Raw genomic sequence first — 22,564 nt, 5'->3', positions numbered from 1 at the left:
CCGGAGCCGCCAGTGCACACGGAAGGCGATGCGTCCCTTACACGTTCGACGGCTGCCCGGGCGCCTGCGCGCCCTCGAGCGCCAGCGCGCGGGCGAGCCGGGCGTAGCGCAGTTCCAAGTCCTTGAACCGCATGTAGGTGCTGAGCGTGGTGAAGCAGAACGCCATGATGAGCGCGTAGAGCATCAGGTCGGTGCCGCGGCGCACCCCGAACCAGTGCGCCACCACCGTGGTGTCGTCCGGCCGCAGCACCGCGTAGATGCCGGCCAGCACGAAGACGACGTAGCCGACCTTGACCCATGCCCGGGACCGCGCGTTGCGGCGGGACCGCAACAGGTAGAACAGCAGCGCGACGATCGACCCGATCAGCAGCACCTGAATCCAGTTCATCTGCCAGTCCCTTTCATCTCGGAATCCTGCCGCGCAGGAACCCGTCGAAGATGATGTTGACGCCGTTGAGGAGGGGCTGCCCCTTGGACTTCGAATAGTCGGTGTAGAGCACCTCGACCGGTTGTTCGACCACACGCCAATGGTTTTCGGTGATCAGCATGATGAACTCGTTGGCGTGGCTCATGCCGCTCATCGTGATGTCCAGCCCGTCGGCGACCTTCCTGTTGAAGACCCGAAGCCCATTGTTGGTGTCGGTCAGGCCAAGTCGGCGCCCACGCCGGCTCAGCCGCGCGGCGGTCCGCAGCACCAGCCGCTTCAGGAACGGCGGCCGGCTGCCCCCGTGCGCGCCGAACCGCGTCCCGATCACGACGTCGACGTCCTCGGCGCAGAGCCGGTCGACCATGGCCGCCAGGTCCTTGACCCGATGCTGCCCGTCGCCGTCGAACGTGGCGAACACCTGCGCCCCGGGTTGTCTGCGGGCGTACTCCACACCGGTCTGGATGGCCGCGCCCTGCCCCAGGTTGATCGGATGGCGCACCAGATGCGCGCCGGCCCGCCTGGCGATCTCACCCGTGTCGTCGGTGCTGCCGTCGTCCACGCAGACGACGTTGTCGAAGATCGAGCGCACGTCGGCGACCACCTCGCCGATGACGGAGGCTTCGTTGAAGGCGGGGATGACGATCCAGGCGCCCGGGTATTTGGATGCGGTGTCCATTCAAGCCAAAAAGGTACACGCGATCAGCCGGCCAGGCGGTCGGCGCGCGCCAACGCCACCAGGTGAACGCCGATTCCCACCAGCGGGCCGCACAACAGGCCGACCACCGTGCGGGTCTGCAGCGGTAGCGGCAGCAACAGCAGCAATACCGCCGCCACGGTCGCGCCCACCCAACCCAGCGAGTAAGCCCGGTGCAGCGCGGCCGCGACGGCGCCGGCGCCGGTGAGCGTCAGCATGGCGATCGCCACCGCGGCCGCCGTCAGCCAGGCCAGCAGCGCGCCGCTGGCCTGGTACTGCGGACCGAAGGCGACCCGTAGCAGCCACGGGCCCACGACCCCGGCCGCCGCCACCCCGACCGCGCCGATCCCGCCCACGATCCCGGCCGGGCCGATCAGGGCGCGGATCCGGTCGCTGCGGGCGTCGACGAAATGCGCGATCAGGTTGCCCTGCATGGCCGTCAGCGGCACCAGCAGCGGCGCCCGTGTCAGCGTGACCGCGAGGATGATCACCCCGCCTTCGGCGCCCAGCTCGTTGCTGGTCAGCTTCAGCAACACCGGAAACCCCATCACCAGAATCGCGCTCGCCCCGGCCGCGGTGATCGAATGGGCCGCCCCCCGCAGAAACGTCTGGGCGCCACCCGGCGTCAACAGCCGCGCGGCGGCCCGCGCCGACGGCGAGGCCACCAGCATGATCAGCCAGGCGACCGCCCCCGCGACCGTTGCCCACAGGAAGCCGACCAGGCGCCAGCCGAGCACCACGGTGGCCGCGGCGACCGTCACCCGCATGACCGCGTCGGTCACCATCAGCGACCCGTACCCGGTCCACCGGTCGGTGCCGGCCAGCATGCCCAGCAGGGTGGCGTGCACGCAGAAGCCCGCCAGCCCGACGCTGAGCAGCGCCACCGACAGCCAGCGTTGCTCGACGAATACCCGCCCGGCCCACAGCGGTGCGCTGCCGGCGATCACCACGGCGGCGGCGACGCCGAGCAGCGCGGCGATCCGCAGCGGGTGGGTCCGCGGTTGGTCGTCGCCCGGAGCCGGTGCCGGGAGGTGGCGGGTCGAGCGGACCTCCCGGGTGGTTTCCTGCAGCAGCCCGAAAGCGGCGCCGGTGACCAGGCCGAACGCACCCCAGAACACCCCGAACAGGGAGAAGCCGCTCGGCGCCAGGTCGCGGGCGGCCAGGTAGATCACCGCGTAGCCGCACAGGGCGGTCACCGCCGTCGCGCCGGCCACCCGGGCCACGCTGCCGCGCGCGATCGGACCGGCGGGGGCTGGGGTACCGCCGACTTCGGGCATCGCCACAACTTGAAAATAGTAAGTGGCCGCGGGCGCGGGCCGCGGCGGCGACCGGTGTTCGCTATCGTGAGCGGCTGTCGGGAAGGATCCATGGCCGCCTTGCGCATCTTCGGGATCTCGCTGTTGCTCACCGTGGCGGCCCTTGTGCTGGGGTACGCCCACGGCGGGCTCAACGCGCTGCTCCTCCTGCTGGCCCTCGCGTTGCTCGAGATCTCGTTGTCGTTCGACAACGCCATCATCAACGCCGCGATCCTCAAGCAGATGAGCCCGTTCTGGCGGCAGATGTTCCTGACGATCGGGGTCCTCGTCGCCGTGTTCGGGATGCGGCTGCTCTTCCCGTTGCTGATCGTGTGGGTGACCGCGGGGCTCGATCCGGTTCGCGCGATGGAATTGGCGCTGCACCCCCCGCCGAACGGCGCGCTGGAATTCCCCGACGGCTCGCCGAGCTACGAAAAGCTGATCGGCGCCGCGCATCCGCAGATCGCGGCGTTCGGCGGGACGTTCCTGTTGATGCTGTTCCTGGATTTCGTGTTCCATGACCGGGACATCAAGTGGCTCAAGTGGATCGAGGTTCCGTTCGCCCGCATCGGGCGGCTGGGCCAGGTGTCGGTGGCGGTGACCGTTGTCGCGCTGGTGGTCGTCGGCATGCGGTTGACGCACTCCGGCGAGGAGCGCGCGACGGTGCTGACCGCCGGACTGCTCGGGCTGGTGACCTATCTCGTCGTCAACGGCCTGAGCCGGGCGTTCCGGCCCCCGCACATCGAGGCGGCGGGCGACGGCGAGGCGGTCGGCAAGGCCGGCCTGACCCTGTTCCTCTATCTCGAGGTCCTCGACGCCGCCTTCTCGTTCGACGGCGTCACCGGCGCTTTCGCCATCACCTCGGACCCGATCGTGATCGCGCTCGGTCTCGGGCTGGTGGGCTCGATGTTCGTCCGGTCCATCACCATATTCCTGGTGAAGCAGGACGCGCTGGACCGTTACGTGTACCTCGAGCACGGCGCACACTGGGCCATCGGGGTACTGGCGGTGATCATGCTCGTGTCCATCGAACCGCGGTTCGAGGTCCCCGACCCGGTGACCGCCTCGGTGGGGGTGGTGTTCATCGGGGCGGCGCTGGGCTGGAGCGTGTTGCGCAACCGGCGCAACGCCCGCGCCGGCGCGCCTTAGTGCCGTTGCCGATGCTCCTTGAACCGCTCTACCGAGCGCTGCACCTCGGCCTCGGCCGCTGCGAAACCGACCCAGTCCGCGGCCTTGACGAACTTGCCCGGCTCCAGGTCCTTGTAGTGCACGAAGAAGTGTTTGATCGCCTCGAGCTCGAACTCGGGAACGTCCCCGATGTCCTGGACGTGATCCCAACGGTGGTCCCCGGCGGGCACGCACAACACCTTGTCGTCACCGCCGGCCTCGTCGGTCATCCGGAACATGCCGACCGGCCGCGCCTCCACGATCACCCCGGGGAACACCGACTGCGGCAGTAGCACCATCGCGTCCAGCGGGTCGCCGTCCTCGCCGAGGGTGTCCTCGATGAAGCCATAGTCGGTCGGGTAGCCCATCGACGTGTAGAGGTAGCGGTCCAGGCGGACCCGTCCGGTCTCGTGGTCGATCTCGTACTTGTTCCGCTGGCCTTTCAGGATCTCGATGGTGACGTCGAATTCCACCTCGTCGGCTCCTTTTCTGGGTAGGCAGGTCAACTTTCCTCTGTTACACCCTAGTCGAGCGCATCCCGGCGGATTCGGCAGAATGGCTTCAGACAGTCAGGAGAGCGATGGGTCCCACTCGCTGGCAAAAATCCACCCATGTGTTCGTCGGGTTGGCCGTGCTGGCGTTTGTCGCCGCGGTGGTCGCGGCGGCAACGTTTTTCACCTCCGCGGGGCATGGCGGCAGCAACTCGCACGCCCCGATCCCGCCTCCGCACGCGCCGACGGTCAAGCCCGGGATGGTCCCGGTCAGTGACACCGCGGAAACCCCAACCCCGGCCGGGGTGGCGGCCGTGCTGGCGGCCGTCGCGGCCGATCCGAACCTGGGGCGGCTCGGGGCCCGGGTCACCGACGCGATGACCGGGAAGGAGCTCTGGCAGGTCGCCGCCGACCTGCCGCTGGTGCCGGCGTCGACGAACAAGGTGCTGACGTCGGCCGCCGCCCTGCTGACCCTGGACCATCAGGCGCGGATCAGCACCCGCGTCGTGGCCGGCAGCCAGAACGCGCAGGGCCCCGTCGTGCTGGTCGGCGCCGGTGACCCGGTGCTGTCGGCGGCCCCGCCCGGGGTGGACACCTGGTATCGCGGGTCGGCCCGGATCGCCGATCTCGTCGAGCAGATCCGCCGCAGCGGCGTCACGCCGACCGCGGTGCAGGTGGACACCTCCGCGTTCAGCGGGCCGACCATGGCGCAGGGCTGGGACCCCGCCGACGTCGACAACGGTGACATCGCGCCGATCGAGTCGGTGATGATCGACGCGGGCCGCATCCAGCCGAGCACCGTCAACTCGCGGCGGTCCCGCACCCCGGCCCTGGACGCCGGACGTGAGCTGGCCAAGGCGCTGGGCCTGGATCCCGGCGCGGTGACGATCGCGACGGCGCCGTCGGGAGCGCGGCAACTGGCCGTGGTGCAGTCGGCGCCGTTGGTGCAGCGGCTGTCCGAGATGATGGAGCACTCCGACAACGTGATGGCCGAATGCATCGCCCGCGAGGTGGCGGCCGCCATCAACCGGCCGCGCAGCTTCGCCGGCGCGGCCGACGCGGTGACCAATCGGTTGAGCACCGCGCACGTCGAGACCGGCGGCGTCGCGCTGCTGGATTCGAGCGGGCTTTCGGTCGACGACCGGTTGACCGCCAGGACGCTCGACGGTGTGCTGCAGGCGGCCGCCGGACCCGACCAGCCGCCGCTGCGGGCGCTGCTGGATCTGCTTCCGATCGCCGCCGGCAGCGGGACGCTGGGCGATCGTTTCACCGACGCGGCCTCCAATCAGGGGCCCGCCGGCTGGCTGCGCGCCAAGACCGGATCGCTGACCGCCGTCAACGCCCTGGCCGGGGTGCTGACCGACCGCAGCGGACGGGTGCTCACCTTCGCCTTCATCTCCAACGCGGCCGGGCCGAACGGCCGGAACGTGATGGATGCCCTGGCCACCAAGCTGTGGTCCTGCGGGTGCTCATGAGCGCGCCCTCGGAGCTGACACTTGGCACAGCGGTCGACTGGGGCTTCGCCGCCACCGTGGGCCGGCGGCTGGCCCGGCCCGGTCCGCCGTCGAGCGACTACACCCGCCGCCAGGTGATCGACGAGCTCACCCGCTCCGCCGCCAAGGCCGAGCCGCCGGTGCGCGAGGTGACGGGCCTGATCACCGACGGCGTGGTGCCCGCCGCCCGCATCGTCGACCGCCCGGAATGGATCGGCGCGGCGGCCGAGTCGATGCGCGTGATGATGAACGGGGCCGAGAAGCCACGCGGCTTCCTCACCGGCCGCGTCACCGGCGCGCAGACGGGGGCCGTGCTGGCGTTCGTGTCGTCGGGAATCCTCGGGCAGTACGACCCGTTCGCGGCCGCGAAGGAGGGCTGCCTGCTGTTGGTGTATCCCAACGTCATCGCCGTCGAGCGGCAGCTGCGGGTCGAGCCCTCCGATTTTCGGTTGTGGGTCTGCCTGCACGAGGTCACCCACCGGGTGCAGTTCACCGCCAACCGCTGGTTGTCCGAGCACATGTCGCGGTGCCTGGCGCTGCTGACGCGGGACGCCGGTGAAGACGTCGCGCAGGTGGCGGCACGGCTGGCCGATTACGTGCGCCACCGCGGCAACGGGGCGGCGGACGGCGGCTCGTCGGGAATCGTCGGCCTGGTGCGCGCCGTGCAGTCCGAGCCGCAGCGGCAGGCCCTCGATCAGCTGCTGGTGCTCGGCACGCTGCTGGAGGGCCACGCCGACCACGTGATGGATGCGGTCGGGCCGATGGTGGTGCCGTCGGTGGCCACCATCCGTCGCCGGTTCGACGAGCGCCGCAACCGCAAACAGCCGCCGCTGCAGCGCCTGCTGCGCGCGCTGCTGGGGCTCGACGCCAAGCTGAGCCAGTACACGCGGGGCAAGGCGTTCGTCGACCACGTGGTGGGGCGGGTCGGCATGGAGCGGTTCAATGCCATCTGGACCGGCCCCGAGACGCTGCCCCTGCCCGCCGAGATCGAGGAACCCCAGCGATGGATCGACAGGGTGCTGTAGGGCAGCTGCGCGCGGCTGTCGAGGAGTTCGCCAAGACCCACGCCGCCACGGCCGAACAATGGTGCGTGGCCCTGTCGGGCGGCCCGGATTCGCTTGCGCTCACCGCGGTGGCGGCCCAGCTGCGGCCCACCACCGCCGTGATCGTCGATCACGGCCTCCAACCCGGCTCCGGCGACGTCGCCGAGACGGCCCGCGCGCAAGCCGTCGCGGTGGGATGCGTTGCGGCGCAAGTGGTTCGCGTGCACGTGGGCAATGAAGGTGGCCCGGAGGCCGCCGCCCGCACCGCCCGCTATGCCGCGCTGAGCGCGTACCACGGCGGACCGGTGCTGCTCGGGCACACGCTCGACGATCAGGCGGAGACGGTGCTGCTGGGGCTGGGTCGCGGGTCGGGTGTGCGGTCGATCGCCGGGATGCGGCCGTACGACCCGCCGTGGGGCCGGCCGTTGCTGGGCGTGCGGCGCGCGCTGACCCATGCCGCGTGCGCGGAGCTGGGCCTGACGGCCTGGCAGGACCCGCACAACACCGACCGCCGCTTCACCCGGACCCGGCTGCGCCAGGAGGTGCTACCGCTGCTGGAGGAGGTGCTGGGCGGCGGGGTGGCCGAGGCGCTGGCCCGCACGGCGACGGCGTTGCGCGAGGACACCGAGCTGATCGACACGCTCGCCGCCCGGGCGCTGCCCGAGGCGAAGGCGGGCGCGGGATTGCACACGCAGGCCCTGGCGGCGCTGCCCGGCCCGGTGCGGCGGCGGGTGATCCGCGGCTGGCTGTTGGCCGGCGGCGCAACCGGCCTGACCGACAAGCAGATTCGTGGCGTCGACGCGCTTGTCACCGCCTGGCGCGGACAGGGCGGGGTGGCGGTCGGGTCCGCCCTGCGCGACGAGCGGTTGATCGCCGGGCGCCGCGACGGCGTGCTCACCCTGTGGCGCGAACCGGTCCGATAGCCGCAATACCGGGGTCGCCGTTGGTTATTCGGCCGGTGCCGTGGCACTCTGTGGGCGTGGCCCAGATCTCCTCGGCGATCACCCCCGCGCAGCCCGTGGAGCTGTACCCCGGGGACATCAAATCGGTCCTGCTTACCGCGGAGCAGATCCAGGCGCGAATCGCCGAACTCGGCGAGGAGATCGGCGGGCAGTACCGCGACGCGATGGCCGAGACCGGCCAGGATCTGCTGCTGATCACCGTGCTCAAGGGGGCTGTGATCTTTGTCACCGACCTGGCGCGGGCGATTCCGGTGCCCACCCAGTTCGAGTTCATGGCGGTCAGCTCCTACGGGTCGTCGACGTCGTCGTCCGGCGTGGTGCGGATCCTCAAGGATCTGGACCGCGACATCCAGGGCCGCGACGTGCTGATCGTGGAGGACGTCGTCGACTCGGGCCTGACGCTGTCGTGGTTGCTGCGAAACCTGAGCAGTCGCCACCCGCGTTCGCTGCGGGTGTGCACGCTGTTGCGTAAGCCCGACGCGAAAGGCGCCAACGTCGACATCGCCTATGTGGGCTTCGACATCCCGAACGATTTCGTCGTGGGCTACGGCCTGGATTACGACGAGCGCTACCGCGACCTGTCCTACATCGGCACCCTGGACCCCCGGGTCTACCAGCAGTAGAGGTCGCCGCCATCTGGACCGCGGCGATCGCGAGCGCGGCGGGTCGGCGCCATCTGGATTACGTCAGCTCCCACACCGCGGTGACCGAGAAGCTGACGGTCTGCTGGCCCGGTTCCAGCGGGACCGCGCTCGGCATCGCCCTCGGCGCCGGCGGTCCCGGCGCCGGCGGTTCCGTCGCCTCCGAAATCGACAGCACCTTGCCCAGTCGCAGCCCGGCCAGCTGCGCGTACTGCTCGGCGCGGTTCTTGGCGTCGTTGAACGCACGTGCGCGTGCGTCCTTGACCAGCTGCGAGTCATCGGCGATCGAGTAGCTGACCGACTTGATCCTGGTGGCGTCGCCGCCGGTGCCGACGATGAGCGCCAGCATTCGCGACGCCGCGTCCGGCGGGTGGATCTTGACCGTGATGGCGTTGGTGGCGCGGTAGCCGGTGATGGCGGCGGTGCCGTTGGGTCCGGGGTTGCTGAACTGCGGCTGCAGTGTGACGTCGGTGGTCCTGATGTCTTTGCGGTCGACGCCGGCGCCGGTCAGCGCGTCGATGACCGCCTGCTGGCGGTCGTTGGTCTGGTTCATCGCGGCGGTCACGTCGGGCGCCGTGAACTCGATGCCGACGTCGGCGGTCAGGGTGTCCGGGACGCCTTGGACCTGCCCCGAACCGAAAACCGTCACCTGACGGGGGTTGACCCCGGGCGCGGGCGCGGAGGGCGGCGAATCACAGGCCGACATCGTGGCGGTCGCCAAGCCGGCGGCGGCCAGGAGGATCACCTTGCGCATCAGCTTCGCGACGCTGGATTGCGGCATGCAGTGGACCCTAGCGAATTTCCACGCGCGACGGCCCGTGGCTCGCAAGACGGCCGGTTCATGCCGAACTCTGAAAAATTGGAATCTCGGGATCTGTGGCGGATATGTCGGCACCGCTCATCACTTTCGACAGGGGCCGATCATGTGCGAACCGCCTGAGCCTCGCGGTCGGCGATCCGGCGAAAGTGCAACGCTCACGTGGTCCCCGATCGGCCCTCTGGTCGCCGCTCCCGCACGACGGATTGTGGCATCGTCACCGACTCGCTGATCAATCATGTTGCGGCGGCGCGCTTTTTATGGTCGGTAGGACACCGCATCCGCCGGCCGGGTGCCCGCTTAGCCGAGGTGCGGCGGACGGGGAACTGCCGTCACCGATTTCCTAGAGAACTCTAATCAGGCGAATCCGGCGTTGTACCAACAGAAATCTGTACCGCGCGGCGACCGGCTTCGCATTGGGTAAACACCGATCAAACCGGTCGTTAACCGGCTACCCGCGGACTCCCGTTGACGCGATCCGGGTGGTTTAACGTGACCGCCGGAATCGCAGCGATGACGCAATCAGTCATTGAAAGTCGCTGATACCAAACGCCATCGAGGGAGGAATGCGAATGTCGATCGTGATCGCACAGCCGGACATGTTGAGTGCAGCCGCGGGGGAACTGCAGTCGATCAACTCGGCGCTACAGGCGGGCAACGCCGCCGCGGCGGGCCCGACGACGGCGGTGGCGCCCGCCGCGTCCGACGCGGTGTCCATCCTGACCGCCACCCAGTTCTCGGCCCACGCCCAGCTCTATCAGGCCATCAGCGCCCAAGCCGCGCGGGCGCAGGAACAGTTGGCGACGGTGCTCGGGATTTGCGCGGGTTCGTATGCGGCCACCGAGGCCGCCAACAGCGTGCTGGTCGGTTAGGCGACTCATGTTGGATTTCGGACTCTTGCCGCCGGAGATCAACTCCGCGCTGATGTACTCCGGGCCCGGCTCGGGGCCGATGCTGGCCGCCGCGGCGAGCTGGGAGGCATTGGCGGCCGACCTGGCCAACACGGCCTCCGGCTACCTATCGGTGGTCACCGGCCTGACCGACGGACCGTGGCTGGGCGGCGCCGCTCTGTCGATGGCGGGGGCGGCCACGCCACAGATCGCATGGTTGAACGGCACGGCCGGTCAGGCCGAACACGCCGCCGCCCAGGCCGCGGCGGCGGCGAGCGCATACGAGGCGGCGTTCGCCGCGACGGTGCCACCGCCCGTGATCGCGGCCAACCGGGTGTTGCTGATGGAGTTGCTGGCCACGAACTTCCTCGGCCAGAACACGCCGGCCATCGCGGCCACCGAGACGCAATACCTCGAGATGTGGGCGCAGGACGCGGCCGCCATGTACGGGTACGCGGCGGAGTCGGCCGCGGCGGCGACGCTGCCGCCGTTCGACCCGGCGGCGCCCGCCACGAACCCGGCGGGGGTGGCGGCCCAGGAAGTCGCCGTTGCGCAGGCGGTAGCGTCCTCGGCTGCCGCAGAGACTCAGGAGCTGTCGGCGTTGACCGACGCGATGCCCGGCACGCTTGCCGGTCTCGCCGGACCCCAGGCCGCGGCCAACCCGTTCGGCAATCTGGTCAACGGGGGCACCCTGGAGCTCGACGGAATGGGCGGCGCGCTCCTGGAAAGCCTGACCGGCTCGTCCACCCTGCACCCCGGCACGCCCATCGACATGTTCAAGGAATGGGTGGGACCCAGCCGACTCTTCATCACGATCTTCCGGGACCTCGAAGGGCTCAGCCACTCGATGGCGCCCAAGGCCGCCGCCCAGGCAGTCGCGGGTGCCGCCAAGGCCGCGGGATCGGCGCTGCCGGCGGCCCTGTCCAGCGCCGGGCTGAGCGGCCCGGCGGGGGCGGTGGGCAAGGCGGTGACCGTCGGCGCCCTGTCGGTGCCACAGGCCTGGGCGAATGTCGCCCCGGCGGCGACGCCCGCCGCCGCGACGCTCAATGGCCTGGCGGCATCGGCGGCCGTCGAGCCGGCGACGCACGCCGTCGGCGGGGTCCCCATGGTGGGCAGTGGCCTCGGCCGGGGAATGTCCGCCAACTTCGCTGCCCCGCGGTACGGCTTCAAGCCCGCCGTCATCCCGCACCCGCCGGCCGGGGGTTAGCGACAACGCCCTCAGCGCCCGGGGGGCCGCTGACCCGATGGTCCAGCCTCAGAACGGATCAACGGGCAACGGCGGTAGTTTCGGAGTTGCGCGCCGCGATCTCAGGTTTCGGGCCTGCGCGGCTGTGGAAATGGTCGGCACGGACCCGCGAAGTGCGACAGGTCTTGCCCGTCGGTGAGAGCAGAGCGCCGGTGCTGTCGCCGAGCTGCCTTTCGCGCATCCCCAAACGTCTTCGGCCGAAGATGTTGGCGGCAAGGGCATTTGAGGGAGTTCACTCAGGTTAGTCCGCTGGCCGCCACCGTCGTGGGTGAACGGGTCAGTAAGGCAGTGGGCCGGATCGCGGACCGCGACCGGATCGGCCGTGGCGCCGAGCATAGGTTGTCGCGGACTGACGAAGGGGGACGGACTCCCGCTTGACCGCGATTCAGTCGCGCGAGCCCTCCGCCGTGGGATTCGGCATCAACACCCGCTGCCGGTCGTGGCACGGAGGGGGTCCAGCGACTGCGCGTCGCCCAGCGTCGCCTGCACATCTTCGGGCGTGATCAGGCCCAGTTCGACCTGTAGCCAGGTAGCGCTGAACCCGAACGCGCGCGCCGCGCACCTGGCGTCCTCGGCGTCGGGGATGTCGTCGGCCTTTGCGCGCCCAGCGACCCCTAACCAGCGTCCTTTGGTAACTCCGCAGGCGTCGCGCAGCTGCTCGACCGTGATGTCGCGGTTCTGCGTCGCCTCGAGCAGGCGCTTCAGTCCCCAGCCGGCCGCATATGTTGTCGAGCTTGCGGACATGCTCCACGGAGTGCGGGACGGACTCGTCCGCGACGCGAACAACTACGAGCAGCAAGAGCAGGCCTCACAGCAGATCCTGGGACAGCTAGCGCACCAACACACAGGAGACGATTAACGATGACGATCAATTACCAGTTCGGCGATGTCGACACCGACGGCGTCACCATCCGCGCGCAGGCTGCGTCTCCGGAGGCTGAGCACCAGGCCATCATCCGCGATGTGCTTGCCGCCGGGGACTTTTGGGGCGGTGCCGCTTCGGTGGCCTGCCAGGAGTTCATCACCCAGTTGGGTCGCAACTTCCAGGTGATCTACGAGCAGGCCAACGCCCACGGGCAGAAGGTGCAAAGCGCCGGCAGCAACATGGCCGGCACCGACAGCGCCGTCGGATCCAGCTGGGCCTAGTGGCGACCGCAAGCGCGGCGTAGCCGGGCGCGGCGGGTCGCCACCATCGGCCTAAGGAGTGACGAGGACTTTGCAGTGCCGCTCGGGGTCGGCGAGGTCGTCAAAGGCCGCGCCGACCCCGTCCAGGTTCACCTCTCCGGTGATCAGCGGGCTCACGTCGATGTCACCCTCGGCCAGCGCGCGCAGTGAGTCGGCGAACTCCTCCGGGGTGTAGGCGAGCACGAACTGGACGTTGATCTCTTTGGCGATCGCGAAGAACGGATGCACGGTGTCGGGTTGCATGCAGACCCCGGCGACCACCAGCCGGGTGCCGGGCCGGGCCCGCAGCAGAATGTCGTCGATGATCCCGGGCACCCCGACCGCCTCGAACACCACGGCAGCTTTGACGGAGTCAAACGGTGAGCCCTCCCCGGCATCCAGCGTCCGGTGGGCGCCCATGGCGCGGGCGAGCTCCCTGCGCGTGGGCGAGAAGTCAGACGCGACGACGTCTTCCACTCCCCGTGCCCGCAGCGCCGCGATGATCGCGATGCCGATCGGGCCGCAGCCGACGACCAGCGCCGTCTCGCCTTCGGCGATGCCGGACTTGTTGACGGCGTGTAGCCCCACCGCCATGGGTTCGGTCAGGGCCGCGTGTTTGAAGTCCAGGCCGTTGGGGATCGGCAGCAGCAGCGGCGCAGAGAGCAGCATGCGCTCGGCGTACCCGCCGATCGTGCTGTTGCTGTAGACGATCGGCTCGACGCCCTTGGCGGACAGCAGCACCGGAAGCGAGGTGACCAGGGTCCCCGGCGGGTGGGTCTCGGTGTCGGGTCCGGCCTCGAGCACCTCCGCGCTGAATTCGTGCCCCATGAAGATGTCGTGGTCCAGGTCGACGTGCATGCCTGCACCGCCGGCCACCCGGTCGCTCATTTCCAGCACCTGCGCGCCGTGTGCGGCGAAATGCAGGTCCGAGCCGCAGATCCCGCACGCCCGCACGCCGACGAGCACCTGCCCCGCCTCGGGTACGGGCTCGGGCACGTCGTCCCGGAAGACCATGCGGCCGTCGCGCAACACCGCCGCGCGCATCAGCCTTCGGCGCCCTTCTGCTCGTCGACATGCTCGGTGATGGCCTTCACCACGGCCTCACCGGCCCGGCCGATCAACTCCTCGCGCTTGCCCTTGGCCCAGTCATGCGACGAACGCGACGCCTCGAGCTGCCCCATGAAATGGGGAATCACCTTGCGCGCCATCAGGTCATAGCAGTGATACGTCGCCTCCGGGGAGGCCCAGTCGTGACCCAGCATCAGCAGCGTGCCGAAACCGCCCGAGCGGTCGAGCAGGTCTTCGATGTGGGCGATCGCGTCGTCGGGGGTTCCGATGCAGCAATTGCCCTTGGCCGCGTAGTCCTCGACGAACTCGTGCGGCGTCTGGGCCCCCTCCACCGCGTTGGCCAACGGCACGAATCCGGCCGCGCCGAAGTAGTTGGCGAAATCTTGCAGCCCGTAAGTGCAATCGTCGATGGCCTGCTCACGGCTGTCCGCGATGTGCATGATGCTCAACACCCGCCAGTCGGCCCGGTTCGGCTCGTCGCGGCCGACTTTTTCGGCCTGCTCGCGGACCACGTCCCAGGTGGTCTCCAGAGCGGCGTAGCCGCCCGGCACCGACATCGACAGCGACAACAGCGACGTGCCCAGTGCGCCCGCCAGCCGAGGTCCGGACGGTGAAATCATTGCCGCCGTGGATATTTCGGGATACGGCCAAGTGTAGGGCCGGATGTGCAGCTGGGCTTCGCGCAACGTGAACCAGTCGGCGTGGCGGTCTATTCGCTCCGTGGGCCCGGCCCGGAACAGGGCGAGGATCGCTTCGAGCGACTCCTGCATCATGTGCCGCTGGTCGACCGGATCGATGCCCATCATGTACGCATCCGACGGCAGGGCGCCGGGCCCGGTGCCGAACATCACCCGGCCGCGGGTGAGGTGGTCCAGCAGCACCCAGCGATCGGCCACCATCAGCGGGTGGTGGTAGGGCAGCGAAACCACTCCGGTGCCCAGCCGGATGTGTTTCGTGCGCTCCGCGGCGGCCGCGATGCACACCTCCGGGCAGGCGATCAATTCGTAGCCACCGGAGTGGTGTTCGCCGAACCACGCCTCGTCGAATCCGAGCCGGTCCAGGGCGACCACGCGTTCCATGTCGTATTCCAACGCGACTGTAGGCGATTGGCCGATCGGGTGAAACGGTGTGATGAAGACACCGAAGCGCAGCGGGGCGCTCATCGCAGCTCCAATCCGTTGAGGAATTCCAATAGGGCGGCGTTCACCTCGGCGGGCCGTTCCTGCTGCAGCCAGTGTCCCGCGCCGTCGATCATCACCTGGCGGTAGGGGCCGGTGATCAACTGCGATGCGCGGTCGGCACGGGTGAACGCCAACACCGGATCGGCGGTGCCGCCGATAAACAGCGCCGGCACAGTGATTTTCGCGTCCGCCAGCTCCGGGGTGGTCTCCCAGTTGCGGTCGAAGTTGCGATACCAATTCAACCCGCCGGTGAACCCGGTGCGGGCGAACTCGTCGATGTAGTGGTCGAGTTCCTCCTGGCTGAGCCAGTCCGGCAGCCGATCGGGTTCGGGGAGGCGGTCGATGAAGCCTTCGGGACCGGGGGCCACCATCCGCAGCCCCGCGGCCTTGTCACCGGAAGTCCGCAGCCCGCCCAGCATCCGGCGCATCGTGCGGGCGGGGTCACTGTTGAGCTCCGCGTCGGCGACGCCCGGCTCCTGGAAGTACAGGATGTAGAAGAAGTTCTCGCCGAATGTCTTGCGCCACGCCTGTGTCGGGGCGACGCGCGAGCGTGGCACCGCCGGGACGCTGAGCGCGGCGACGGCCGCGACCCGGTCCGGATGCAGCAACGGGGCGTTCCACACCACGGCCGCGCCCCAGTCGTGGCCGATCCACACGGCGCGCTCGGCGCCGACGTCGTCGAGCAGACCGACCAGGTCGGCCGTCAGCTGGTGGACGTCGTAGGCCTCGATCGCGTCCGGACGGGACGAGCCGCCGTAGCCGCGCTGATCCGGGGCCACCACGTGGTAGCCGGCCTCGGCGAGCATGGGGATCTGGTGGCGCCACGAATAGGCCAGTTCGGGAAAGCCGTGGGCCAAGATCACCACTGGCGCCCCGCGCCGGCCCGCCTCCGTCACCCGCAGCCGCACACCGTTGGTCTCTACTAACCGTTCGGTTGATTCGAGCACCTTGTCACCCAAGCACAACCCCTCGGCGGCTGAGAAGTATTCACGCTGATTGCGAATTGGCATTCCAATGGCTTTGGTCGCCTGGTAGATATCGCCGTGCAGCCCTCGCTCCACGTGAAAGCAGGTGACCGAATGAAGCGGCTCGACCACGTCGTCCTCTGGACTTCAGACCCGCGCGCCGCGATGGATTTTTACACAAGGGTGGTCGGCTTGGCGCCGGTCCGGTTCGCCGAGTTCGAGGCCGGCGATGCGCCGTTTCCGAGCGTGCGGGTATGTGCGGACTCCATCATCGACCTGCTGCCGCTGGCCAATGCCGCCGGCACCGAGGCGATGACGCGGGCCGAGGGCAGCGCCGGCCACCCGGTGAACCACGTCTGCCTCGCGCTATCGAGGTCCGAGTACGACGCGCTGGATCAGCGCCTACAAGCGGAAGGGCTGGACACCGGCGCGCGGCTGAGCCCCACCTTCGGGGCGCGGGGCTGGGCGCCGCAGGGCTATTACTTCACCGACCCGGACGGCAACGTGATCGAGGCCCGCTATTACGAGTGACGAGCCGCGCGCCCGCCACCGACGGGCGAACGCCCGCGACCGACGGGCGAGCGCCCGCCACCGAGCGTCACGCTGGCGTGGCGTTCGGGGGCCACCGTCACGCTGGCGTGACGCTCGGGGTGGTTCGGGAGGGAACCCCCGCTCGTTGTATCGACAGAATGCTGGCGACCCCCGGCGCCCGGCTCTGCCGGAGCTGGCGATCGGCAGTAGCGGTAACCTGGACTTTTCCAGCTGCGTGTATATCGGGGAAGGACCTGGCCGACAAGGCCGATGATTGATGAACCGGAAAAACGTGATTCGCACCATCACGGCGATTGCCGTCGTGGTGCTGCTCGGTTGGTCGTTCTTCTACTTCAGCGACGACACCCGCGGCTATAAGCCCGTCGATACGTCGGTGGCGGTGGCGCAGATCACCGGCGACAACGTCAAGAGCGCGCAGATCGATGATCGCGAGCAGCAGCTGCGGTTGACCCTGAAGAAGGGCAACAACGACACCGACAACTCCGACAAGGTCATCACCAAATACCCCAGCGGGTACGCCGTCGACCTGTTCAACGCCCTGAACGCCAAGAACGCCAAGGTCAGCACGGTCGTCAATCAGGGCAGCATCCTGGGCGAGCTGCTGGTCTACGTGCTGCCGCTGCTGTTGCTGGTGGGCCTGTTCGTGATGTTCTCCCGCATGCAGGGCGGCGCCCGAATGGGCTTCGGGTTCGGCAAGTCCCGCGCCAAGCTGCTGAACAAGGACATGCCCAAGACCACCTTCGCCGACGTCGCGGGCGTCGACGAGGCGGTCGAAGAGCTCTACGAGATCAAGGACTTCCTGCAGAACCCCGGCCGCTATCAGGCGCTGGGCGCCAAGATCCCCAAGGGTGTGCTGCTCTACGGCCCGCCCGGCACGGGCAAGACGCTGCTGGCCCGTGCGGTCGCCGGGGAGGCCGGTGTCCCGTTCTTCACCATCTCCGGCTCCGACTTCGTCGAGATGTTCGTCGGCGTCGGCGCGTCGCGGGTGCGCGACCTGTTCGAGCAGGCCAAGCAGAACAATCCGTGCATCATCTTCGTCGACGAGATCGACGCCGTCGGCCGCCAGCGCGGTGCCGGCCTGGGTGGCGGCCACGACGAGCGTGAGCAAACGCTGAACCAACTGCTGGTCGAAATGGACGGGTTCGACCCGCGCGCCGGCGTGATCCTCATCGCGGCCACCAACCGGCCCGACATCCTCGACCCCGCGCTGCTGCGGCCCGGCCGCTTCGACCGGCAGATCCCGGTGTCCAACCCCGACCTGGCGGGGCGTCGCGCGGTGCTGCAGGTGCATTCCAAGGGCAAGCCGATCGCCCCGGACGCCGACCTCGACGGGCTGGCCAAGCGCACCGTCGGCATGACCGGCGCCGACCTGGCCAACGTCATCAACGAGGCGGCGCTGCTGACCGCCCGCGAAAACGGCACCGTCATCACCAGCGCCGCGCTCGAAGAGGCGGTGGACCGGGTGATCGGCGGCCCGCGCCGCAAGGGCCGGATCATCAGCGAGCAGGAAAAGAAGATCACCGCCTACCACGAGGGCGGGCACACCCTGGCCGCCTGGGCGATGCCGGACATCGAGCCGATCTACAAGGTGACGATCCTGGCCCGCGGACGCACCGGCGGGCACGCGGTGGCCGTCCCCGAGGAAGACAAGGGGCTGCGGACCCGCTCGGAGATGATCGCGCAGCTGGTGTTCGCGATGGGCGGGCGCGCGGCCGAGGAACTGGTGTTCCGGGAGCCGACGACCGGCGCGGTGTCCGACATCGAACAGGCCACCAAGGTGGCCCGCGCGATGGTCACCGAATTCGGCATGAGTTCCAAGCTGGGCGCGGTCAAATACGGCACCGAGCACGGCGACCCGTTCCTGGGCCGGACCATGGGCACGCAGGCCGACTATTCGCACGAGGTCGCCCGCGACATCGACGACGAGATCCGCAAGCTGATCGAGGCCGCCCACACCGAGGCGTGGGAGATCCTCACCGAATACCGCGACGTGCTCGACACGCTGGCCGGCCAGCTGCTGGAGAAGGAGACGCTGCACCGCGCGGAGCTGGAGGGCATCTTCGCCGACGTCGAAAAGCGGCCCCGGCTCACCATGTTCGACGATTTCGGTGGCCGCATCCCGTCGGACAAGCCGCCGATCAAGACGCCCGGCGAGCTGGCGATGGAGCGCGGCGAGCCGTGGCCGCCGCCGGTTCCCGAACCGGCGTTCAAGGCGGCCATCGCGCGCGCCAGCCAGGCCGCCGCGGCCGCTGGAGCCGACGCCGACCGAAACAACAACGGCGGCAACGGCTCTCAGGGCGCCCAAGGGGCCCCCGACCGTCCGGGCGTGCCGCACGGCCCCACCCAGCCGGACTACGGCGCGCCGGCGGGCTGGCACGCGCCGGGATGGCCGCCGCACGACCAGCAGCCGAATCACTGGTACCCACCGCCGCAGGCCCCGCAGCAGCCCTACTGGCCGCAGCCGGCGGGTAACTACCCCGGTTATCCGGGCCAGCCCGGCCGCCCGGGCCAGCAGGGTCAGGCGCAGCCCCCTTACCCGCCGTATCCGCCCTACCCGCCGCCGAGTCTGCCCGACCCGGACGGCGGAAAGTCTCCCGAGCAGGACGACGTGAGCCGGTCCAACCCACCGGCTCACGGCTGAGAAAACGGAGGATCCGATGGCGTTAACCGGTTTGGGCCCGGACACCGCCTCCCCGGCACTTCGGGTGTTCGACCAGGCGCGGGCCGAAGCGGCGGTCCGGGAGCTGCTGTACGCCATCGGCGAGGACCCGGACCGGCACGGCCTGCGCGAGACGCCGGCCCGCGTCGCGCGCGCCTACCAGGAGATGTTCGCCGGGCTCTACACCGACCCGGACAGCGTCCTGAACACCATGTTCGACGAGGAACACGACGAGCTGGTGCTGGTCAAGGAGATCCCGCTGTACTCCACCTGCGAGCACCACCTGGTGTCGTTCCACGGTGTGGCCCACGTCGGCTACATCCCCGGCGCCGACGGGCGGGTCACCGGGCTGTCCAAGATCGCGCGGCTGGTCGACCTCTACGCCAAGCGGCCGCAGGTGCAGGAACGGCTCACCAGCCAGATCGCCGACGCCCTGATGAACAAGCTCAATCCGCGGGGGGTGATCGTCGTGATCGAGGCCGAGCACCTGTGCATGGCCATGCGCGGCGTACGCAAGCCCGGCGCGGTCACCACCACCTCGGCGGTGCGCGGACTGTTCAAGACCAACGCCGCTTCGCGCTCCGAAGCGCTCGACCTCATCCTGCGTAAGTGAGTCGTCGCCCGTGCGGGTTATGGGAGTCCTGAACGTCACCGACGACTCGTTCTCCGATGGCGGGCGCTATCTCGATACCTCCAACGCGGTGGCGCACGGACTGGCCCTGGCCGCGGCGGGCGCGGACATCATCGATGTCGGCGGCGAGTCGACTCGTCCCGGCGCCACGCGCATCGACTCCCGGGTCGAGACGTCGCGCGTCCTTCCCGTCGTCAAAGAGCTTGCGGCGGAAGGGATCACGGTAAGCATCGACACCATGCACGCCGACGTCGCGCGGGCGGCGCTGCAGAACGGCGCGCGCATCGTCAACGACGTGTCGGGTGGGCGCGCGGATCCCGCCATGGCGCCGCTGATGGCCGATGCCGGTGTGCCGTGGGTGCTGATGCACTGGCGCTCGGTGGCCGCCGACCGTCCGCATGCGGCCCCGCACTACGTCGACGTGGTGGCCGAAGTGCGTGCCGAACTGCTGGCCAGCGTCGACGCCGCGGTGGGCGCGGGCGTCGACCCCGCCAAGCTGGTGATCGACCCCGGCCTCGGGTTCGCCAAGACGGGCCACCACAATTGGGCGCTGCTGCGCGCGCTGCCGGAATTCGTCGCCACCGGCATCCCGGTGCTCCTGGGCGCGTCGCGGAAACGGTTCCTCGGTACGTTGTTAGCCGGGCCGGATGGCTCGCCGCGACCGCCCGGTGGCCGCGAGACGGCGACCGCGGTGATCTCCGCGCTGGCAGCGCTGTACGGGGCGTGGGGTGTTCGCGTGCATGACGTGCGGGCCACCGCCGACGCCCTCAAGGTGGTGGGGGCCTGGACGCAGACCGACACGCAGCAGACCGAGTTGGCTGGAGACGATGGCTGACCGAATCGAATTGCGGGGGTTGACGATTCGTGGACGACACGGAGTTTTCGAGCATGAGCGCGCCGACGGGCAGGAGTTCGTCGTCGACATGACCGTGTGGATCGACCTCGCCGGTGCCGCCGCCAGCGACGAGCTGGCCGACACCTACGACTACGGCGCCCTGGCGCAACTGGCGACCGAGGTGGTGGCCGGCCCGCCGCGCAACCTGATCGAAACGGTCGGCGGCGAGATCGCCGACCGGGTCATGGGTGACGAGCGGGTGCACGCCGTCGAGGTGGTGGTGCACAAGCCGCAGGCCCCGATCCCGCAGCAGTTCGCCGACGTCGCGGTGGTGGTGCGGCGGTCGCGGCGCGGGGGCCGCGGTTCGGTGATCCCGGCGGGCCGGGCGTGACCGGGGTCGTGGGGCGGCGCCGATGACGCGCGACGACGACGATGACGCCGGCGGAGCCGGGGTCGTGGGGCGGCGCCGATGACGCGCGACGACGACGATGACGCCGGCGTGACCGGGGTCAAGGAGCGGCGCCGATGACGTGGGTGGTGCTATCCGTCGGCTCCAACCTGGGCGACCGCCTCGCCCGGTTGCAGTCGGTGGTCGACGGGCTGGGCGAGCAGGTGCTCGCGGTCTCCCCGGTGTACGAGACCGACCCCTGGGGCCGCGTGGACCAGGCGCCGTTCCTCAACGCCGTGCTGATCGCCAACGACCCCGCCTGCGACGGGCAATGCTGGCTGCGCCGGGCTCAGGAATTCGAGCGGGCGGCGGGCCGGGTGCGCGGCGAGCGCTGGGGGCCCCGCACTCTCGACGTCGACCTGATCGCCTGCTACGACGAGGCGGAGGTGATCTCGCGCGAGAACAACCTGACGCTGCCGCACCCGCTGGCCCATTTGCGGGCCTTCGTCATGATCCCGTGGCTCGCCATCGACCCCGACGCTCAACTGACCGTCGCCGAGGGCCCGCGCCCGGTGGCCGGCCTGCTGGCCGAGCTGGAACCGGCCGACCGCGAAGGCGTCCGGTTGACCGACCTCACGCTGCATCGGGCGGGCGGGTCGCCGGCCGATCCGGAACCGGAGACCTGATGGGTCCGACCCGCAAACGTGACCTGACGGTCGCGGTGGTCGGCGCGGCGGTGGTGGGGTATTCGCTGGTGACCGGCCTGTACCGGTGGTTTCCGCCGATCACCGTGTGGACGGGGCTGTCGTTGCTGGCGGTGGCCGTCGCGGAAGGGCTGTGGGCCCGCTACGTGCGGACCAAGATCAACGACGGCGAAATCGGCGTCGGCCCCGGCTGGCTGCACCCGCTGGCGGTGGCGCGCACCCTGATGGTCGCCAAGGCGTCGGCCTGGGTGGGCGCGCTGATGCTGGGCTTTTGGGCGGGCGTGCTGGTGTACTTCCTGCCGCGGCGGTCCTGGCTGCGGGCGGCCGCCGAGGACACCAGCGGCGCCGTGGTCGCGGCGGTCAGCGCGCTGGCGCTGCTCGTCGCCGCGCTGTGGCTGCAACATTGCTGCAAGTCGCCGCCGGATCAGACCGAACACGGCGAAGGGGCGGAAAACTAGCCCACGCCCGCCGCGCCACCAACCCGCGCGAGAATCGCCGGAGTAGGGCGACACGCGGATTGACCTCGCGCAGGTACAGTCAGGCCATGACCGTTCTGTCCCGCGGCGCCCGGGTTCGGCGCGGCGGCCGCAGGCCGGGGTGGGTGCTCTTGACCGCGTTGCTGGTCCTCGCGATGGGGGCCAGTTCCGCGCTGGTTTTCACCAATCGGGTGGAACTTCTCAAGCTCGCTGTGATCCTGGCGCTGTGGGCCGCAGTCGCCGGCGCCTTCGTCTCGGTGTTGTACCGCCGTCAGAGCGACGCGGACCAATCCCGGGTCCGTGACCTGAAGCTGGTGTACGACCTGCAGCTGGATCGGGAGATCTCGGCCCGCCGCGAGTACGAGCTGACCGTGGAGTCCCAGCTGCGCCGCGAGCTGGCTTCCGAGCTGCGCGCCCAGGCCGCCGACGACCTGGCCGAGCTGCGCGCGGAGTTGAGCGCGTTGCGCACCAGCCTGGAGATCCTCTTCGACACCGACCTCGCACAGCGCCCGGCCCTGGAGACGCCCGAGGCGGAGCCGGCACCCGAGCGCGCGTACAGCGAGTGGGACCGCAACGGCGAGACCCCGCGCGACGCGCCCTACGACTGGGTGTCCAGCGATCGGGTCACCTCGGTGCCCCAGGACACCCCCTCGAGCCGCGCCGACGAGACGGCGATCATCGACGTCCCCGAGGAACCACTGGTGCCGCCGCGCCAGCCGCAGAGCCAGCCGCAGCCCCGCCGCGACCGGGTGCGCTACCAGTACGAACCGCCGCA

The 22,564-nt window shown here is 69.8% G+C and carries 25 protein-coding genes and 1 pseudogene; 17 read left to right on the top strand and 9 right to left on the bottom strand.

Features of this window, described 5'->3' with window-relative positions; all coding sequences use genetic code 11:
- Positions 1-37: 37 nt before the first annotated feature.
- From HMPREF0591_RS01385 to HMPREF0591_RS01375, 3 genes are read right to left on the bottom strand one after another with little or no spacing between them, the layout of a single operon-like run.
- Positions 38-388: a DUF2304 domain-containing protein gene (locus tag HMPREF0591_RS01385; protein WP_007166594.1), complete on the bottom strand. Its 351-nt coding sequence runs from the start codon at positions 386-388 to the stop codon at positions 38-40.
- Between the two features lie 13 nt (positions 389-401).
- Positions 402-1,103, bottom strand: a complete 702-nt coding sequence (locus HMPREF0591_RS01380) for a glycosyltransferase family 2 protein (protein WP_007166593.1) — start codon at positions 1,101-1,103, stop codon at positions 402-404.
- Positions 1,104-1,126: 23 nt separating this feature from the next.
- Positions 1,127-2,398 carry a hypothetical protein gene (locus HMPREF0591_RS01375; protein WP_040621630.1) on the bottom strand — a complete coding sequence of 424 codons (1,272 nt, stop codon included), beginning with the start codon at positions 2,396-2,398 and terminating at the stop codon, positions 1,127-1,129.
- Positions 2,399-2,488: 90 nt separating this feature from the next.
- On the opposite strand from HMPREF0591_RS01375, the gene HMPREF0591_RS01370 reads away from it, so the two are divergent.
- Entirely contained in the window at positions 2,489-3,565 is a 1,077-nt protein-coding gene (locus tag HMPREF0591_RS01370) for a DUF475 domain-containing protein (RefSeq protein ID WP_007166591.1), read from the top strand.
- On the opposite strand, the gene HMPREF0591_RS01365 is transcribed toward HMPREF0591_RS01370, so the two are convergent.
- Complete coding sequence (locus tag HMPREF0591_RS01365) at positions 3,562-4,056, bottom strand: inorganic diphosphatase (protein WP_007166590.1); 495 nt, start codon at positions 4,054-4,056, stop codon at positions 3,562-3,564. The two genes, HMPREF0591_RS01370 and HMPREF0591_RS01365, sit on opposite strands and share 4 nt — an antisense overlap.
- A 107-nt stretch (positions 4,057-4,163) precedes the next feature.
- On the opposite strand from HMPREF0591_RS01365, the gene dacB reads away from it, so the two are divergent.
- Genes dacB through hpt form a run of 4 tightly spaced genes read left to right on the top strand, consistent with a single transcriptional unit; the run spans position 4,164 to position 8,195 of the window.
- Positions 4,164-5,549 (top strand): D-alanyl-D-alanine carboxypeptidase/D-alanyl-D-alanine endopeptidase, encoded by a 1,386-nt coding sequence (gene dacB, locus HMPREF0591_RS01360; protein ID WP_085981508.1) that lies wholly within the window; start codon positions 4,164-4,166, stop codon positions 5,547-5,549.
- Positions 5,546-6,592, top strand: a complete 1,047-nt coding sequence (locus HMPREF0591_RS01355) for a zinc-dependent metalloprotease (RefSeq protein WP_040621628.1) — start codon at positions 5,546-5,548, stop codon at positions 6,590-6,592. Before dacB ends, HMPREF0591_RS01355 begins: the two co-directional genes overlap by 4 nt.
- Entirely contained in the window at positions 6,571-7,533 is a 963-nt protein-coding gene (gene tilS, locus HMPREF0591_RS01350) for a tRNA lysidine(34) synthetase TilS (RefSeq protein ID WP_007166587.1), read from the top strand. The genes HMPREF0591_RS01355 and tilS overlap by 22 nt, the downstream gene beginning before the upstream one ends.
- A gap of 50 nt (positions 7,534-7,583) precedes the next feature.
- Positions 7,584-8,195, top strand: coding sequence for a hypoxanthine phosphoribosyltransferase (gene hpt / locus HMPREF0591_RS01345; RefSeq protein ID WP_007166586.1), 612 nt, complete (start codon positions 7,584-7,586; stop codon positions 8,193-8,195).
- 58 nt (positions 8,196-8,253) lie between these two features.
- On the opposite strand, the gene HMPREF0591_RS01340 is transcribed toward hpt, so the two are convergent.
- Complete coding sequence (locus HMPREF0591_RS01340; RefSeq protein ID WP_007166585.1) at positions 8,254-8,994, bottom strand: SIMPL domain-containing protein; 741 nt, start codon at positions 8,992-8,994, stop codon at positions 8,254-8,256.
- A gap of 608 nt (positions 8,995-9,602) precedes the next feature.
- On the opposite strand from HMPREF0591_RS01340, the gene HMPREF0591_RS01335 reads away from it, so the two are divergent.
- Both HMPREF0591_RS01335 and HMPREF0591_RS01330 read left to right on the top strand, forming a co-directional pair.
- Positions 9,603-9,902 (top strand): PE family protein, encoded by a 300-nt coding sequence (locus HMPREF0591_RS01335; RefSeq protein ID WP_007166584.1) that lies wholly within the window; start codon positions 9,603-9,605, stop codon positions 9,900-9,902.
- Between the two features lie 7 nt (positions 9,903-9,909).
- The gene (locus tag HMPREF0591_RS01330) at positions 9,910-11,127 is read left to right on the top strand and encodes a PPE family protein (RefSeq protein WP_007166583.1); all 1,218 of its coding nucleotides are present in this window, start codon (positions 9,910-9,912) and stop codon (positions 11,125-11,127) included.
- A 459-nt stretch (positions 11,128-11,586) separates the two neighbouring features.
- Here the strand turns inward: HMPREF0591_RS01330 and HMPREF0591_RS01325 are convergent, their stop codons facing one another.
- Positions 11,587-11,910 (bottom strand): hypothetical protein, encoded by a 324-nt coding sequence (locus HMPREF0591_RS01325; RefSeq protein ID WP_007166581.1) that lies wholly within the window; start codon positions 11,908-11,910, stop codon positions 11,587-11,589.
- Here HMPREF0591_RS01325 and HMPREF0591_RS33630 point away from each other — a divergent pair.
- Together HMPREF0591_RS33630 and HMPREF0591_RS01320 are read left to right on the top strand one after the other, a co-directional pair.
- Positions 11,900-12,025, top strand: a pseudogene (locus tag HMPREF0591_RS33630) (hypothetical protein); the annotation flags it as partial. The gene HMPREF0591_RS01325 and the pseudogene HMPREF0591_RS33630 overlap by 11 nt on opposite strands.
- A gap of 2 nt (positions 12,026-12,027) precedes the next feature.
- Positions 12,028-12,312, top strand: a complete 285-nt coding sequence (locus HMPREF0591_RS01320) for a WXG100 family type VII secretion target (protein WP_007166580.1) — start codon at positions 12,028-12,030, stop codon at positions 12,310-12,312.
- Positions 12,313-12,363: 51 nt separating this feature from the next.
- Here HMPREF0591_RS01320 and HMPREF0591_RS01315 read toward each other — a convergent pair whose 3' ends face one another.
- The 3 genes from HMPREF0591_RS01315 to HMPREF0591_RS01305 are packed head-to-tail and all read right to left on the bottom strand — an operon-like array spanning position 12,364 to position 15,526.
- Positions 12,364-13,374 (bottom strand): zinc-binding dehydrogenase, encoded by a 1,011-nt coding sequence (locus HMPREF0591_RS01315; protein ID WP_007166579.1) that lies wholly within the window; start codon positions 13,372-13,374, stop codon positions 12,364-12,366.
- On the bottom strand, positions 13,374-14,561 hold the full coding sequence (locus HMPREF0591_RS01310) for an LLM class flavin-dependent oxidoreductase (protein WP_007166578.1): 1,188 nt from the start codon (positions 14,559-14,561) through the stop codon (positions 13,374-13,376). The genes HMPREF0591_RS01315 and HMPREF0591_RS01310 overlap by 1 nt, the downstream gene beginning before the upstream one ends.
- Positions 14,558-15,526, bottom strand: a complete 969-nt coding sequence (locus HMPREF0591_RS01305) for an alpha/beta fold hydrolase (RefSeq protein ID WP_085981548.1) — start codon at positions 15,524-15,526, stop codon at positions 14,558-14,560. The genes HMPREF0591_RS01310 and HMPREF0591_RS01305 overlap by 4 nt, the downstream gene beginning before the upstream one ends.
- 132 nt (positions 15,527-15,658) lie before the next feature.
- On the opposite strand from HMPREF0591_RS01305, the gene HMPREF0591_RS01300 reads away from it, so the two are divergent.
- The 8 genes from HMPREF0591_RS01300 to HMPREF0591_RS01265 form a co-directional block, all read left to right on the top strand.
- Positions 15,659-16,075, top strand: coding sequence for a VOC family protein (locus HMPREF0591_RS01300; protein ID WP_040620878.1), 417 nt, complete (start codon positions 15,659-15,661; stop codon positions 16,073-16,075).
- 277 nt (positions 16,076-16,352) lie between these two features.
- The gene (ftsH, locus tag HMPREF0591_RS01295) at positions 16,353-18,737 is read left to right on the top strand and encodes an ATP-dependent zinc metalloprotease FtsH (RefSeq protein WP_007166574.1); all 2,385 of its coding nucleotides are present in this window, start codon (positions 16,353-16,355) and stop codon (positions 18,735-18,737) included.
- Positions 18,738-18,753: 16 nt separating this feature from the next.
- On the top strand, positions 18,754-19,368 hold the full coding sequence (folE, locus tag HMPREF0591_RS01290) for a GTP cyclohydrolase I FolE (RefSeq protein ID WP_007166573.1): 615 nt from the start codon (positions 18,754-18,756) through the stop codon (positions 19,366-19,368).
- A gap of 19 nt (positions 19,369-19,387) precedes the next feature.
- A complete protein-coding gene (folP, locus tag HMPREF0591_RS01285) occupies positions 19,388-20,221 on the top strand; it encodes a dihydropteroate synthase (RefSeq protein WP_007166572.1) in 834 nt (277 codons plus the stop codon).
- Entirely contained in the window at positions 20,214-20,612 is a 399-nt protein-coding gene (folB, locus tag HMPREF0591_RS01280) for a dihydroneopterin aldolase (protein WP_007166571.1), read from the top strand. The genes folP and folB overlap by 8 nt, the downstream gene beginning before the upstream one ends.
- A 134-nt stretch (positions 20,613-20,746) precedes the next feature.
- On the top strand, positions 20,747-21,295 hold the full coding sequence (folK, locus tag HMPREF0591_RS01275; RefSeq protein ID WP_007166570.1) for a 2-amino-4-hydroxy-6-hydroxymethyldihydropteridine diphosphokinase: 549 nt from the start codon (positions 20,747-20,749) through the stop codon (positions 21,293-21,295).
- Positions 21,295-21,771, top strand: coding sequence for a DUF3180 domain-containing protein (locus HMPREF0591_RS01270; RefSeq protein ID WP_007166569.1), 477 nt, complete (start codon positions 21,295-21,297; stop codon positions 21,769-21,771). The genes folK and HMPREF0591_RS01270 overlap by 1 nt, the downstream gene beginning before the upstream one ends.
- A gap of 86 nt (positions 21,772-21,857) precedes the next feature.
- Positions 21,858-22,564 (top strand): DUF6779 domain-containing protein (locus HMPREF0591_RS01265; RefSeq protein WP_007166568.1); only part of this gene is annotated, 707 nt, incomplete at its 3' end.

This window comes from Mycobacterium parascrofulaceum ATCC BAA-614 (assembly GCF_000164135.1).
Lineage (GTDB): Bacteria > Actinomycetota > Actinomycetes > Mycobacteriales > Mycobacteriaceae > Mycobacterium > Mycobacterium parascrofulaceum.
Note: the sequence above shows the minus strand (reverse complement) of the source record. Positions and strands in the feature narration are given on the sequence as shown.

Bases quoted from the DNA above. Each gene is read 5' to 3' on its own strand.
- HMPREF0591_RS01320 (WP_007166580.1), top strand. From the start codon at position 12,028: ATGACGATCAATTACCAGTTCGGCGATGTCGACACCGACGGCGTCACC.
- ftsH (WP_007166574.1), top strand. From the start codon at position 16,353: ATGAACCGGAAAAACGTGATTCGCACCATCACGGCGATTGCCGTCGTG.
- HMPREF0591_RS01335 (WP_007166584.1), top strand. From the start codon at position 9,603: ATGTCGATCGTGATCGCACAGCCGGACATGTTGAGTGCAGCCGCGGGG.
- HMPREF0591_RS01300 (WP_040620878.1), top strand. From the start codon at position 15,659: ATGAAGCGGCTCGACCACGTCGTCCTCTGGACTTCAGACCCGCGCGCC.
- HMPREF0591_RS01355 (WP_040621628.1), top strand. From the start codon at position 5,546: ATGAGCGCGCCCTCGGAGCTGACACTTGGCACAGCGGTCGACTGGGGC.
- dacB (WP_085981508.1), top strand. From the start codon at position 4,164: ATGGGTCCCACTCGCTGGCAAAAATCCACCCATGTGTTCGTCGGGTTG.
- HMPREF0591_RS01270 (WP_007166569.1), top strand. From the start codon at position 21,295: ATGGGTCCGACCCGCAAACGTGACCTGACGGTCGCGGTGGTCGGCGCG.
- HMPREF0591_RS01315 (WP_007166579.1), bottom strand. From the start codon at position 13,374: ATGCGCGCGGCGGTGTTGCGCGACGGCCGCATGGTCTTCCGGGACGAC.
- tilS (WP_007166587.1), top strand. From the start codon at position 6,571: ATGGATCGACAGGGTGCTGTAGGGCAGCTGCGCGCGGCTGTCGAGGAG.
- HMPREF0591_RS01385 (WP_007166594.1), bottom strand. From the start codon at position 388: ATGAACTGGATTCAGGTGCTGCTGATCGGGTCGATCGTCGCGCTGCTG.
- HMPREF0591_RS01375 (WP_040621630.1), bottom strand. From the start codon at position 2,398: ATGCCCGAAGTCGGCGGTACCCCAGCCCCCGCCGGTCCGATCGCGCGC.
- HMPREF0591_RS01325 (WP_007166581.1), bottom strand. From the start codon at position 11,910: ATGTCCGCAAGCTCGACAACATATGCGGCCGGCTGGGGACTGAAGCGC.
- HMPREF0591_RS01380 (WP_007166593.1), bottom strand. From the start codon at position 1,103: ATGGACACCGCATCCAAATACCCGGGCGCCTGGATCGTCATCCCCGCC.
- folE (WP_007166573.1), top strand. From the start codon at position 18,754: ATGGCGTTAACCGGTTTGGGCCCGGACACCGCCTCCCCGGCACTTCGG.
- HMPREF0591_RS01340 (WP_007166585.1), bottom strand. From the start codon at position 8,994: ATGCCGCAATCCAGCGTCGCGAAGCTGATGCGCAAGGTGATCCTCCTG.
- folP (WP_007166572.1), top strand. From the start codon at position 19,388: ATGGGAGTCCTGAACGTCACCGACGACTCGTTCTCCGATGGCGGGCGC.
- HMPREF0591_RS01370 (WP_007166591.1), top strand. From the start codon at position 2,489: ATGGCCGCCTTGCGCATCTTCGGGATCTCGCTGTTGCTCACCGTGGCG.
- HMPREF0591_RS01310 (WP_007166578.1), bottom strand. From the start codon at position 14,561: ATGAGCGCCCCGCTGCGCTTCGGTGTCTTCATCACACCGTTTCACCCG.
- folB (WP_007166571.1), top strand. From the start codon at position 20,214: ATGGCTGACCGAATCGAATTGCGGGGGTTGACGATTCGTGGACGACAC.
- HMPREF0591_RS01330 (WP_007166583.1), top strand. From the start codon at position 9,910: ATGTTGGATTTCGGACTCTTGCCGCCGGAGATCAACTCCGCGCTGATG.
- folK (WP_007166570.1), top strand. From the start codon at position 20,747: ATGACGTGGGTGGTGCTATCCGTCGGCTCCAACCTGGGCGACCGCCTC.